17 protein-coding genes are annotated in these 12,618 nt (G+C 61.8%); 13 read left to right on the top strand and 4 right to left on the bottom strand.

The genetic code is table 11. The features are described from left to right. Positions 1-81 precede the first annotated feature (81 nt). A complete protein-coding gene (locus FIU91_RS09010) occupies positions 82-420 on the top strand; it encodes a DUF736 domain-containing protein (RefSeq protein ID WP_092811228.1) in 339 nt (112 codons plus the stop codon). A gap of 155 nt (positions 421-575) precedes the next feature. Here FIU91_RS09010 and FIU91_RS09005 read toward each other — a convergent pair whose 3' ends face one another. The 3 genes from FIU91_RS09005 to FIU91_RS19795 all read right to left on the bottom strand — a co-directional run bounded on the left by FIU91_RS09005 (position 576) and on the right by FIU91_RS19795 (position 2,113). Continuing rightward, positions 576-866: a DCL family protein gene (locus FIU91_RS09005; protein ID WP_092811230.1), complete on the bottom strand. Its 291-nt coding sequence runs from the start codon at positions 864-866 to the stop codon at positions 576-578. A gap of 121 nt (positions 867-987) precedes the next feature. Further along, a protein-coding gene (locus FIU91_RS09000; RefSeq protein WP_152463698.1) for an IS5 family transposase occupies positions 988-1,745 on the bottom strand; the annotation gives its coding sequence in 2 pieces (ribosomal slippage) (positions 988-1,421 and positions 1,421-1,745; 759 coding nt in all). Between the two features lie 47 nt (positions 1,746-1,792). Further along, the gene (locus tag FIU91_RS19795) at positions 1,793-2,113 is read right to left on the bottom strand and encodes a DEAD/DEAH box helicase (protein ID WP_371418286.1); all 321 of its coding nucleotides are present in this window, start codon (positions 2,111-2,113) and stop codon (positions 1,793-1,795) included. Positions 2,114-2,271: 158 nt separating this feature from the next. On the opposite strand from FIU91_RS19795, the gene FIU91_RS08990 reads away from it, so the two are divergent. Together FIU91_RS08990 and FIU91_RS08985 are read left to right on the top strand one after the other, a co-directional pair. Beyond that, a protein-coding gene (locus tag FIU91_RS08990; protein ID WP_371418279.1) for an IS3 family transposase occupies positions 2,272-3,425 on the top strand; the annotation gives its coding sequence in 2 pieces (ribosomal slippage) (positions 2,272-2,524 and positions 2,524-3,425; 1,155 coding nt in all). Between the two features lie 309 nt (positions 3,426-3,734). Further along, the gene (locus tag FIU91_RS08985; protein WP_092811236.1) at positions 3,735-4,004 is read left to right on the top strand and encodes a hypothetical protein; all 270 of its coding nucleotides are present in this window, start codon (positions 3,735-3,737) and stop codon (positions 4,002-4,004) included. Positions 4,005-4,420: 416 nt separating this feature from the next. Here the strand turns inward: FIU91_RS08985 and FIU91_RS08975 are convergent, their stop codons facing one another. Then, positions 4,421-4,642 carry a helix-turn-helix domain-containing protein gene (locus FIU91_RS08975; RefSeq protein ID WP_092811238.1) on the bottom strand — a complete coding sequence of 74 codons (222 nt, stop codon included), beginning with the start codon at positions 4,640-4,642 and terminating at the stop codon, positions 4,421-4,423. Positions 4,643-4,782: 140 nt separating this feature from the next. Between FIU91_RS08975 and FIU91_RS08970 the strand changes: the two genes are divergently transcribed. From FIU91_RS08970 to FIU91_RS08930, 10 genes are all read left to right on the top strand, one after another. Beyond that, positions 4,783-5,055, top strand: coding sequence for a DNA -binding domain-containing protein (locus tag FIU91_RS08970; protein ID WP_092811240.1), 273 nt, complete (start codon positions 4,783-4,785; stop codon positions 5,053-5,055). A gap of 131 nt (positions 5,056-5,186) precedes the next feature. Beyond that, on the top strand, positions 5,187-5,357 hold the full coding sequence (locus FIU91_RS19400; protein ID WP_172974975.1) for a transcriptional regulator domain-containing protein: 171 nt from the start codon (positions 5,187-5,189) through the stop codon (positions 5,355-5,357). A 28-nt stretch (positions 5,358-5,385) separates the two neighbouring features. After that, the gene (locus FIU91_RS08965; RefSeq protein ID WP_152455351.1) at positions 5,386-5,931 is read left to right on the top strand and encodes a DUF2285 domain-containing protein; all 546 of its coding nucleotides are present in this window, start codon (positions 5,386-5,388) and stop codon (positions 5,929-5,931) included. Between the two features lie 176 nt (positions 5,932-6,107). After that, positions 6,108-6,389, top strand: coding sequence for an AlpA family transcriptional regulator (locus FIU91_RS08960; protein WP_021100692.1), 282 nt, complete (start codon positions 6,108-6,110; stop codon positions 6,387-6,389). A 4-nt stretch (positions 6,390-6,393) separates the two neighbouring features. Beyond that, positions 6,394-6,852 (top strand): DUF2840 domain-containing protein, encoded by a 459-nt coding sequence (locus FIU91_RS08955; protein ID WP_152455350.1) that lies wholly within the window; start codon positions 6,394-6,396, stop codon positions 6,850-6,852. Then, complete coding sequence (locus FIU91_RS08950; RefSeq protein WP_092811246.1) at positions 6,849-7,376, top strand: S26 family signal peptidase; 528 nt, start codon at positions 6,849-6,851, stop codon at positions 7,374-7,376. The genes FIU91_RS08955 and FIU91_RS08950 overlap by 4 nt, the downstream gene beginning before the upstream one ends. Next, a complete protein-coding gene (locus FIU91_RS08945; RefSeq protein ID WP_172974974.1) occupies positions 7,363-8,067 on the top strand; it encodes a lytic transglycosylase domain-containing protein in 705 nt (234 codons plus the stop codon). Before FIU91_RS08950 ends, FIU91_RS08945 begins: the two co-directional genes overlap by 14 nt. A 247-nt stretch (positions 8,068-8,314) precedes the next feature. Then, the gene (locus tag FIU91_RS08940) at positions 8,315-10,072 is read left to right on the top strand and encodes a DUF3363 domain-containing protein (protein WP_092811250.1); all 1,758 of its coding nucleotides are present in this window, start codon (positions 8,315-8,317) and stop codon (positions 10,070-10,072) included. A 17-nt stretch (positions 10,073-10,089) separates the two neighbouring features. Next, positions 10,090-12,084: a conjugal transfer protein TraG gene (locus FIU91_RS08935; RefSeq protein WP_152462200.1), complete on the top strand. Its 1,995-nt coding sequence runs from the start codon at positions 10,090-10,092 to the stop codon at positions 12,082-12,084. Positions 12,085-12,093: 9 nt separating this feature from the next. Continuing rightward, the gene (locus FIU91_RS08930) at positions 12,094-12,510 is read left to right on the top strand and encodes a ribbon-helix-helix protein, CopG family (protein WP_092811254.1); all 417 of its coding nucleotides are present in this window, start codon (positions 12,094-12,096) and stop codon (positions 12,508-12,510) included. Positions 12,511-12,618 lie beyond the last annotated feature (108 nt).

The following is a 12,618-nucleotide window of genomic DNA, read 5'->3' as shown; positions in this document are numbered from 1 at the left end:
TCGGCGGATCGCCCCGGTCCTGACGATCGCCATCGAGGCCGCGAAGGGCGCGGGCTCGGACAAGCCAAAAGGAGATATGACATGGCCACCATCGGAAACTTCAAGAAGACCGGCAGCGAATACGTCGGCGAAATCGTCACCCTCAGCGTTCAGGCGAAAGCCGTCCGCATCGTCCCCGAGGACAGCACCCCGAACGACAACGCCCCCTCCCACCGCGTCTTCGTTGGTCGTGCCGAGATCGGCGCCGCCTGGTCCAAGCGCTCGGCCGAGGGCCGCGACTACCTGAGCCTCAAGCTCGACGATCCGAGCTTCACCCAACCGATCTACGCCAACCTCTTCGACGACACGGTGATCGAAGGTGGCGAAGAAACCTTCAGCCTCATCTGGTCGCGCCCCAACACCCGCCGCAACGGCGACTGACAGCAGACGATCCCGCCTGGGATCACCGGGCGGGGTGACCTCTACTCATCTTGTGCTGACCGCGAGCGACTCGCGGTTATACTTGACCGCAACGGGTCCGGTCCAAAGCGGACATTCACACTAGCATCTGTCGCTGCGACGCAGCTCGACCAATACTAAACGCAGCTCTTAAAGGAAAAACGAACCTCAGTCCCGTCAATCCTTCGAACCCAGAAGCATCGGGTTCCAAAGTCCCCTCTTCCTACGAAGAATTGTTCGATGCCAACGCCGGTCTTTTCCAGATAATCGGGATGCCGCTCGATAGCGGCTTTGAGAAACTCTTCGTCCGCTCCGGAAATCCGCTCTTCGAACTCGAAGCGGTACAAAATGCCACGCAAGTGCGCAAGAGCAGCTGATTTCTTGGGAAAATCAATGCCGCCGATATTAACTGGTTGCGCTCTGGCCATCACGCTTCCTCGATGCCTGCTGCACCTGAAGCCTCAAGGCGCTTTTGCTCAATCACTCGGCTGATCTCTCGCTTTACCAAAACTGGAAGGTCTAGCGCTTCCCACTCTCTAGGCTCAGGACTCATAGCCAATAGATGACGGTCGCGGCGAGTGCGATGGCCGAGAGGAAGACCTTCGGACACCGATCGTAACGGGTGGCGACACGTCGCCAATCTTTGATGCGTCCGAACATGATCTCGATTCGGTGGCGCCTGCGGTATCTGCGTTTGTCGTATTTGATCGGGATCGTGCGCGACTTGCGCGGTGGAATGCAGGCCCGAATTTTGCTTTCCGACAGAGAGTTACGGAACCAGTCGGCGTCGTAGCCGCGGTCGGCGAGAAGCCAGTCAGCTTGCGGAAAGCCGCTCTGGAGCGCGAGCGCGCCCTTGTAATCGCTGACTTGGCCGGCGGTCACAAAGAGGCGGACAGGTCGGCCCTCCCGGTCGGTGACGGCATGGAGCTTGGTGTTCATGCCGCCTTTGGTCCTGCCGATCAGGCGGCCACGCCCCCCTTTTGAGCCTGCAGGCTCGAGGCCGTGCGGTGCGCCTTCAGATAGGTCGCGTCGATCATGATCGTCCGGCAATCGGCCTGCTCGGCGGCGAGCCCCTCCATGATCCGGGCGAACACGCCCATGCGGCTCCATCTGATCCAGCGATTGTAGAGCGTCTTGTGCGGGCCGTATTCACGCGGCGCATCCCGCCACCTCAAGCCGTTGCGATTGATGAATATAATCCCGCTCAGAACACGCTTGTCATCGACCCGCGGCTTGCCATGCGACTTCGGAAAGTAGGGCCGCAGCCGCTCCATCTGCGCGTCGCTCAGCCAGTAAAGATCGCTCATCGTCAGCCTCCTTCTGGCGAAGGCTGAATCACGCAGCGCCGTAATGATCAATGGGTCCTGAGCCTAAGATCGTTCAGGCCGTGAACGAGCTTCAAGTCATTCAATTGTCGCTCGACTTCGGAGACGAGCGCTCGGGTTGGGGCTACGAAGACAGAACTGTTCGACTTTCCTGTCGCATGTTGCCGAAGAAGCCAATTCAGCACAGCAAAAGTTTTGCCGGCTGCAGTGGGCGCAGTCGCAGAAACCCATTGAGCCTCAGAGAGTGATGACCATAGGTCTGATTGAAACCTGTTTGCCAAGATGGACTTTGCATCGTTGAGAATAATCTCAGACCGTAGCCTTCGACGTGTCTGTAACAGGGCTTCCATCGTGCCAAGACGGTCGTCTAGTTCTGGCTTCAAGAACCCCTTTTCCTCAGCGAGTGTGACTGCTCTGTGGTTTGAGAGTGAGCTACCCCCTGAAATTCGGACACTGACATAAGCTACGATTTGCAGTCTGCTGATCTTCGACGAGAAGGAGATCAGAGATGTCGAAACGCAAGCAGCACGCGCCTGAGTTCAAGGCGAAGGTCGCGCTGGAAGCCCTGAAGGGTGAAGAGACGGCGGCCGAGCTGGCGAGCCGCTTCGGGGTGCATCCGACGATGATCCATCAATGGAAGCGAGCCCTGCTCGAAGGCGCGTCCGGCGTGTTCGAGCGCGGGAGCCGTAAGAAACCCGAGATGGACGAGGAGCAGGTGAAGGAGCTCCACGCCAAGATCGGGGAGCTGGCGGTGGCCAACTCTTTTTTGGAACGAAAGCTGAAGCCTTGGGGCGGGAAGTGAGGCGCGGCATGATCGAGCCTGACCATCCTCAGCTGTCCATCGGTCAGCAGTGCAAGCTGCTGTCGATCGCGCGCTCGTCCTATTACTACGAGCCGAAGGGAGAGACCGAACAGAACCTCGGCCTGATGCGGCAGATTGACGAGCAGTTCCTGGAGACGCCCTTCTTCGGCGTCCGGCAAATGACCTGGCACCTGCGCAATGACGGGCATCTCGTGAACGAGAAGCGGATACGCCGGCTGATGCGCCTGATGGGGTTGATGCCCATCTATCAGAAACCCAACACAAGCAGGCCGGCGAAGGGGCACAAGACCTATCCCTACCTGCTCAGAGGGCTGCGGGTAGAACGCCCAAACCAGGTCTGGTGCTCGGATATCACCTATCTGCCTATGAGGCGCGGGTTCCTATACCTCGTGGCGATCATGGACTGGCACACCCGCAAGGTCCTGTCCTGGCGGATCTCGAACACGCTGGAGGCCGACTTCTGCGTCGAGGCGCTGACCGAGGCCATCCACAAGTTCGGATCGCCCGAGATCATGAATACCGATCAAGGATCCCAGTTCACGTCCTTTGCCTGGACCGACCGGCTCCGCCGGTCCGGCGTGCGCATCTCGATGGATGGGAAAGGCCGGTTCCTCGACAACATCTTCATCGAGAGGCTGTGGCGCACCCTGAAATACGAGTGCGTCTACCTGCATGCCTGGGAGACCGGATCGGAGACGAAAGAGGCCATCCGGAAATGGATGAGCTTCTACAACCACCAGCGCCCGCATTCAGCCCTGGGCGGCCAGCCTCCGGCTCTGGCCTACTGGCAAAGAAATGATATCAACCAACCCGATCAGCAGGTGCAACGAGTAGCTTAAATCACGCCAGATCCTGTCCAAGAGATGGGGAGTAGCTCACTACTCGTACCACAAGGTGTAGACAACTTAGCAGTGAATGCCCTCTACCAGAAGCGGAATCTGCTTAGTCTGTCACTAGTGTTTTGCCTTTGCTGCTGGTCCTTTTGTAAACCCGTAGGTGCAGACTTTGCGGTGGATGGGAACGGGGAAAACAGCCGTCTGTCGCAACTAAGTGTCCGAGCGCAGCGAACTTCCGCTTCCCGCCCCTCGAAGAGTTTGTTGGTGTTCAAGCCTTTGCCTATATGGCTAAGTCATATCTCGGAGCTCAGCATGACCGTCAAGACAACCATCAGCTTCACCGACCGCCACCATCGGTTCCTGACCGACAAGGTGGGCCAAGGCGCCTTCGCCTCGCAAAGCGCGGCTGTGGCAGCGGCTCTGGAGCAGATGATGCGCGATGAAGAGGAACGCGAGCTGGCCCTTGGCGCGATGGCCGAAGAAATTCGGGCGCGGCTCGACCGGCCGCGCGCCGACTATATCTCGGCGGAAAAAGCCTTTGCCGCCGCCCGGGCCAGCCTTCAGACCGAGCGCGAGGCGTGAGCCATCGCATCCGGTTCCATCCGGCGGTTTCGGAGGATCTAGACGCGATCATTCGCTGGCTGAACGATTATGCCGGCCCACAATAGGCAGCGCGCAGGTTGGACGAGATCGAAGCAGCTATCGCTAGCCTTACCGAACTGCCCAAAAGGGCAGCCTTCGGGATGGGATTACGCTCGGGCTGCGCGGCATTCCTGCAGGCCGGAAGGCCGTGATCGCCTTCACTATCGACGATGATGCACGCGAGGTCCATATCCACGCCGTGACCTATGCCGGGCCCGACTGGATAAGGCGCAGAAAAGCACGCGGGTGAAAATGCACACCTCGGGCAGCCAACGAAACCCGAGCCTCCAAGCGGTCCAGCGCCTCCATCCAATCCGGCCTCCGAAACCAGATAGGGATTTCGTGATCCGGATACCCTAGTCGAGTTCCGAGTGTTCTTCGATTAGCTTGGCGGGCGCCACATCCAGATGCTCCGCGACCCGCTGTAATGTTTGCAAGGTCACGTTCTGCTGGCCGCGCTCCATGGCGCTGACATGGGCACGGTCGACTTCCATCGCCGCCGCCAAAGCGGCCTGCGTAAGCCCGCAAACTTGGCGGTAGTGCTTGAGATTCCTTGCAAAAACAACGCGGATGTCCATCCGCGAGTAAAGAACCTATCGCGTATTTTGGTGCGACGTATTATAATGCTCATCTGCAGTTTGAATGACCGCAATCCGACCTTGCACATGCAATCTGATGTGCTGTTATGAGCCTTAACGCCCAACGGCGAGGGGGAATCATGTCTGCCACCGGCACCACGCCGATCGCTGATCTCGCACCACAAAGCGATGAGCTGACCGATTACGACCACGCGCATATGACGCTGTACTTGCGCCTGTTTGATGCCGCTGAAAGCGGTGCCAGCCTGCATGAAGTCAGTGAGATTCTTTTCGGTATAGATGTCGCCGAAGAACCAGAGCGTGCCAAAAAGATGTACGACAGCCACCTCGCCCGCGCTCGTTGGATGACGGAGCACGGCTATCGCAAGCTGCTTGAGGGCGGTAACGGCTGAACTTCGCCTTATCCGTAAGACATCGGCGAACACCCGCGCAGGTTGCGCAGGGCAACCGTTCTTGCCGTCGTTTTGACGCGTCACCAAGCTATACTCATTGTCCATCGAAACAGCTGACGCGGAGCTTCGCCATGACCAAAGATTGGCAAGACGAAGCGGCTTACAAGCATTTCGACAGACTCGACCTGTCCGGGCTGGCCTGGGAATGCTTGCGCCGCAATTCCGACTATCGCGCCAATTACCCGCGAATGCGGGATGGATTGAAATCACCGGCTGCATGGGGGTTACGATTTCCCGGTTGATCCGGACATCGACGCACCCAAAGCACCCGTGTTCTGGACGCCTTCAATCGCCCCGGCAGCGGTCGGGTATGCTGTGCCGGTCCCCGGCGGCGACACCGCCGCGCCGCACATCGATGCAGATGATCTGACCGTCATCGGAACGCAGGACGGCTTGATATATGTGCGCCTCGCAACAGGCGCATTGCTCATGCTAGATGCCAAAAGCCTCCAATGCCCGATTGGGATTCTGGTGCCGTTGGACGAACATTGGGCGGCACGAATCAATTCTCTCGAGTCGCTTCGCGCGCAGCTGTTGTACCGCAAACGATCCCCTCCGCCCCTGACGTCGCAGCAGCGACGGCGCATCCAGCTTGCATTGCGCACGCTCGACGCGCGCCGGGATCGTGCCAGCTATCAGACAATCGCGGGGCATTTGTTCGGCGCAGAGGCTGTGTCCCGCGAACATTGGAAAACCAGCTCCCTCAAGGCCCAGATCACCCGACTGTCCGCCCATGGCACGCATCTGACCACCAAAGGCTATCGCTTTCTCCTTCTCGGCAAAGGACCCACGGGGCGCTCCAAGCCGCGCAAGTGATCACCGCGCGATCTCCGAAAATCGAACCCTCATCAGTCCCTGATCCTGTTGGCCTTTGGGGGTGACGTTTTCGCGCCACGATCTTCGTCATCCCTCCCCACCGCGCTCTTCCGTTTTGATGACCTCCGACAGCCCGCGACGCGCCGTCGCGCGGCCTAGCCACCGGAGATGCTCAAATGCCCGACCCCAACGAAGGACTACCGCCCCGCTACCTCAGAACGCCGGAAGCCGCCCGATTTCTCGGCCTATCTGGCCGCACGCTGGAAAAACACAGGACTTACGGGACCGGCCCGCGTTATTCGAAAATCGGCGGGCGTGTCGTCTACGCGGTCGACGATCTGCAAGCCTGGGTCACGAGGGGCGAGAAAACCTCGACCTCGGACGAGACCGAAGACCGCGTTCTACCCGCCAAACGCCATGCCGCCGTTTCGCCGGCCTATCTGCGGCGTGGGCGCTGAGCCGATGCAGACACTTGTCCACCTCACCTGGATCGAAGGGCGCATCGAGCGCTGGATCCGTTTCGGTCGGATGGCCGAGGAAACCATCCTGACGCGCACGGAAAAGCGCGTGGCCTTCGCCCCCGGCGCAATCTTCGCGCTCGTCCGCTGGTCGTCGAACGACCACGGCACTGTTGAAAGCCGGATCGATATTCTGCGCGCCGTCGGTGCAGGCGAGCCCTGCTCGACGGTGCCCTGTGTGACACCGGGCGGCGAGCTTTTGCTGCGCCTCTCCGGTTGGCCCAAGGTCGAGGCGGCGCTTCGGTCCATCGATATCGTGGAAAGTTATGGCATCGCGACGGAAGATGTCTGCCCCGATCATTGGCGGCACGTCCACAACCGCCTGACCGCGGCAATGGAGCCCCGTCCCTACACTCCTGCCCGGCATGCGGCTTGGCTCAAGCGTCGCATGGTGACGATATGAACGCGGCGGCCCCTCCCCTCCTCGCGGCCGGTTTGTCCCTCGGCTTGCTCGCTGCAGAACAGATCGACCGCGCACCGCGTCTGATCTGGAATGCCTCAGCAAGCGTGCCGGTCGGACTTTACATTGTTCGAGCGTCAAACCCGCCATCGCTGGGCGATCTCGTTGCCGTGCGCCTGCCGGAAGACCTGTCATCCTGGGTGGTTGAGCGCGGCTATGTCGGTGCGGATACCTTGCTGTTGAAACGCATCGCGGCCGTCTCCGGCATGACCGTCTGTCGCGATGGTCTCGATGTCGCCATCGGTGGCACCGTTGTTGCCCAGGCAGCATCGGCTGACCAACAGAGCCGCCCGCTTCCCCGTTGGACGGGATGTGCCACGCTCGCCTCGGACGAGGTTTTCTTGCTCGTCGCCGGTGTCGCAGACAGCCTCGATGGACGCTATTTCGGGCCCTTGTCAGCGGATACGGTCCTCGGGCGTGCCATCCCTCTTTGGACATTTGGAGGGGCGGAAGATGCGAGTTCTTGAACCCGGGCACAGCCGTCGGCACGCGGGCGTCACGACCGCGCTTGTACTGATCCTCTGCATGCCGATCACCGTGGCACCGTTCGCCGTGATCGCTCAGGACCGCAGTGTTCCAGCATCTGAGCAGCAACCCACCGACATCCATATCGCAGAAGCCGCCCGCAGGTTCGGCATCCCGCAGCCCTGGATCCGCGCCGTCATGGAGGTCGAGAGCGCGGGCAATCCGCGCGCGGTGAGCCACGCGGGGGCGATGGGGCTTATGCAGATCATGCCCGGCACCTGGGCCGAATTGCGCGCAGCCCACCGGCTTGGCAATGACCCTTTCGATCCACGCGACAACATCCTGGCCGGTACCGCCTATCTGCGGCAAATGTACGACCGGTTCGGGTCGCCCGGCTTACTCGCGGCCTACAATGCCGGGCCTGCGCGCTACCAAGAGCACCTTGATACCGGCCGCGCCTTGCCGCGTGAAACCCGCAATTACCTCGCCATCCTCGCGCCACTCATCGCCGATGGAACCGACGTCGCGCGGGCAGTCAGCCGCCCGCAGACGACTCTGGACTGGCGCGACGCCCCGTTGTTCGCGGCAATGGCTGAGGAGGGTCAAACCCCGGGTGATGACACTCAACGGATTGCGTCTGACGCGTCTCGAAACGGGATATTCGTGCCTCTCAGCCGGGGGAAAACGCCATGATCCGCGGAATCGCACCATGGCGAGGTCGGGAATGCCCCGTCGCAGAAATGTGCCGAAGAGGGCCGACGCGCAGGGTCTCAACAGAAAGAGCGCGAGATAAAAGAGGTGCCGCAAGCGGACCTCAAGCTGTTGTTTCTCTGCGAGGATTTGCGCCGCACATCCAAGCTGCATGCCGCAGGACTTCACCTAGAGCGCTGATTTATTGGAGTTTTTCAAGCGGCAGCTGCTCGTGGAAGCGAGTGCAGCCATGACCCGGCGCGACAATGACCTGCGCATCCGCCCCGGGCGTATCCGCGACGGCGGCAGGACCTCGAAGCAACCCACACGTTTCGTCAACGAGGTCATGCGAGCTGCGCGGAAATCCGGAAATACCGGCTATCGCATCGGCGCGGGCAGCACGCGCTCCGGCAACACCTCTTTTGGACGCGGACGGTTTGCCCGAACCACCAAAGGTCTGACCCGCACGTCCCGACGCGTCGTCGCGAAGGCCCGCGTCGTGCGCCACCAGGGCAAGCGTTTTCGCTCCGCGCCCATGGCCAAGCATCTCGGCTACCTGCAGCGCGACGGCGTCGGCCAGGATGGACGAGACGCCGACTTGTTCGGGTCGGAACGCGATGATCTCGACCGGGGCGGATTTGCGGCGCGCTGCGAAAACGACCGGCATCATTTCCGGTTCATCGTCTCGCCGGAGGACGCGGGCGATCTCGAAGATCTGCGTGCCTTCACCCGGGATCTGATGGCCCGAGCCGAACGGGATCTCGGCACGAGATTGGACTGGGTCGCCGTCGATCACTGGAACACCGACAACCCACATGTCCACATTCTGGTGCGCGGAAAGGCCGACGACGGCCGCGATCTCGTCATCTCGCGTGACTACATCTGCCGGGGGGTTCGAGCGCGCGCGGAAGACCTCGTACAACTGGAACTGGGACCCCGCAGCGAGCGGGAGATTTCTCAAGCGCTCGAAACGCAGGTCACGGCGGAGCGTTGGACCGATCTCGACCGCGGCCTGCGATCCCTGGCGGACGATCATGCCGGCATCGCCGACCTGCGGCGCGGCACGCTGGAGCCCCGCGATCCGGAGCTGCGCCGCTTGATGATCGGGCGTGCCCAGACACTGGAGAGGCTCGGACTGGCCGAACAAATCGCCCCTGCCGTCTGGGAGTTGAAACCGACTGCCGAAGACACTCTGCGCGAGCTCGGGATGCGCGGCGATATCATCAAACGGATGCACCGGGCCATAGGCGCCGACCGCAACCGCGCGGCGGGTGATTTCGCCATCGAAGGCACGCCCACCGCCCCGATCCTCGGGCGGCTGGTGGAACGCGGCTTTCATGATGACCACGCCGGCACCGGCTACGCGATCATCGACGGTGTTGACGGTCGTGTCCATCACCTGCGCTTCCGGGATCTCGATGCGACCGGCGACACGCCGCAAGGTGGCATTGTCGAAACCCGGCTCTGGACAAGGAAGACAGACGGGATACCGCAACTGTCTCTTGTCGGACGATCCGATCTGTCGATTGCCGCCCAGATCGAGGCGGATGGCGCCACCTGGCTCGACCGCCTGCATCTTGCCCGGGACCGCGCACCGCTGAGCGGTGCCGGATTTGGCGCAGAGGTTCGCCAGGCATTGGAGCGCCGCTCGGATCAACTCGTCGCCGAAGGTCTCGCCCGACGGCAAGGTCAGCGGGTGACCTTTGCCCGCGATCTGCTGGCCACCCTGCGCAACCGCGAACTGGACGCCATCGCTCAAGACCTGAGCACACAAACCGGACTTCCCCACCACAAGCCGACCGAGGGCAAACCCGTCGCAGGGACATTCCGCCAACGCCTCGATCTCGCCTCGGGCCGCTTCGCCATGATCGACGATGGTCTCGGCTTCTCGCTCGTCCCCTGGACCCCGCAACTCGAACGCCATCTCGGCCAGACCGTCACAGGCACGATGACGCCCGGCGGCGGGATCGACTGGAGCCTCGGGCGCAAGCGCGGGCTGAGCCTCTGAGCAGAAAGGACATCACCATGAGCCGTCAGGACACGTCATCGGCCACCAAGATCCTCTGGGGCCAGATCATCATCGTCAGCATCGTGGCGCTGCTCTTCGTTTGGGCGGCGACACAATGGGTCGCGTTTCGTCTGGGGTTCCAGCCCCAGCTTGGCGCGCCTCTCACCACCCTGTTCGGCCTGCCGATCTATCGCCCGTGGCAGGTCTTCACCTGGTGGTACTGGTACGACGCCTACGCGCCGCGCGTCTTCATGGAAGGGGCCGCAATCGCGGGCGCAGGCGGAATTGCCGCGATTGCCGTCGCCATCTTGCTGTCGATCCTGCGGGCGCGCGAGGCGAGCGACGTGACAACCTATGGCTCTGCCAGATGGGCAAGCCCCAAGGATATCACCGCCGCTGGGCTGTTCGCAGACGACGGGGTCGTGCTGGGCCGTCTCGACAAGCGCTACCTCCGGCATGACGGACCGGAACATGTGTTGTGCTTCGCGCCCACCCGCTCCGGCAAGGGCGTTGGCCTGGTGATCCCAAGCCTGCTGACCTGGCCCGGCTCCGCGATTGTCCACGACATCAAGGGCGAAAACTGGCAGCTGACGTCCGGATGGCGGGCGCGGTTCGGGCGTGTCCTGCTCTTCGACCCGACCAATGCAGCCAGCGCAGCCTACAATCCGCTGCTCGAGGTTCGCCGCGGGGAGCGCGAGGTGCGGGACGTGCAAAACATCGCCGACATCCTCGTCGATCCCGAAGGCCAGCTCGAGCGGCGGAACCATTGGGAGAAGACCAGCCACTCCCTTCTGGTCGGCGCGATCCTGCATGTCCTCTATGCCGAGAAGGACAAGACACTGGCAGGCGTCGCCGCCTTCCTGTCAGATCCTCGGCGTCCCATCGCCGCCACACTGACTGCAATGATGCGGACTGCCCATCTCGGAGATCGCCCGCATCCTGTTGTTGCCCAAGCCGCGCGCGAGCTGCTGAACAAGTCCGAGAACGAACGCTCCGGTGTTCTCTCCACCGCCATGTCCTTCCTCAGTCTCTACCGCGACCCCGTGATCGCCGCCGTGACCCGGCGCTGCGACTGGCGGATCGACGATCTGGTCTCAGATGCGCGGCCGCTCACCCTCTACCTCGTGGTGCCGCCATCGGACATTTCCCGCACGAAACCGCTGGTCCGGCTGATCCTCAACCAGATCGGCCGCCGCCTGACGGAAGAGTTGCACAACACCAACCGCAAGCACCGCCTTCTGTTCATGCTCGACGAGTTCCCCGCCCTCGGCCGTCTCGACTTCTTCGAATCCCAGCTCGCCTTCATGGCGGGCTACGGTCTCAAGGCCTTCCTGATCGCCCAGTCGCTGAACCAGATCGAAAAGGCCTATGGCCAGAACAACGCCATCCTGGACAACTGCCATGTCCGCGTCGCTTTCGCGACCAATGACGAGCGCACGGCGAAGCGCCTGTCCGACGCCCTCGGCACCACGACCGAACTGCGCGCGATGAAGAACTATGCCGGGCACCGCCTGTCGCCCTGGCTCGGGCATCTGATGGTCTCGCGCCAGGAAACCGCCCGGGCCTTGCTTACCCCCGGTGAGATCATGCAGCTTCCACCCGATGACGAAATCATCCTCGTATCAGGTGCATCCCCGATCCGGGCGCAGAAAGTCCGCTACTTCCGCGACGCGCAGCTGAAGGCGAGAATCCAAAAGCCGCCTATCGTAGAAGTATTTGTACCTTTCAGCCCTGCGGGATCCGATGATTGGAGCAGTCTTCAACCGATCACACCGCCTCAGGAAGCTGATACGAACAAGCCGGCTGACGAGGCGGAAGGCGGCATCCGACGAGAGCCTGAAATCCCAGAACATGAGGATGTGGCGCCCGAACTGCCGTTCCCGCGCGAGGAATTCGCGGCCCTCGAAGACGAACCTGACGACGAGACCCAACGCGCCCGCGCCATGCAAACCCGCTTCCGCTCCGTCGCGCATCAAGCGGCCCTCGATCCGGACGACGGCATCGAACTGTGAGGTGACGACATGAAGAAAGCCAAGATCACCGCCTATGTCGACGCAGCCCTCTTCGACGAAATCGACGCACTGGCGACGCGGCGGCGCGTTCCCAAAACCCAGATCATCGAGGCAGCATTGGCGTCGTTCCTGTCACCCGACAGCGCAGAACAGAACGAAGCCGCGATCGTCCGCAGGCTGGACCGCCTGACTCGTTCGCTTGAAAGGCTGGAACGCGATCAGGAGATCACGACCGAGGCGCTGGCTCTGTTCGTCCGCTTCTGGCTGACGACGACTCCACCCTTGCCGGATGACACCTACGCGGCCGCCAAGGCGAAGGGCAAGGAGCGGTATGGTGGTTTCGTTCAAACGCTCTCGCGTCGTTTGGCCAAGGGATCGACCCTGACCAAGGAGCTTTCACGCGACCTATCAGCCTCTGCGGACTAGGGGGCAACCGAGACACAAGCGATCTTTCGCGCCTCTCGACAGAGCAAAGCGGTTGTTCCTAGCGTCGGTTACCAACGTCGCTTGTGCGGACAAAGTGTGCTTTCGCTG

It is taken from the genome of Roseivivax sp. THAF30 (assembly GCF_009363575.1).
Taxonomy (GTDB): Bacteria; Pseudomonadota; Alphaproteobacteria; order Rhodobacterales; family Rhodobacteraceae; genus Roseivivax; species Roseivivax halotolerans.
The sequence above is the reverse complement of the archived record's forward strand: the minus strand, read 5'-3'. Positions and strand labels throughout refer to the sequence as shown.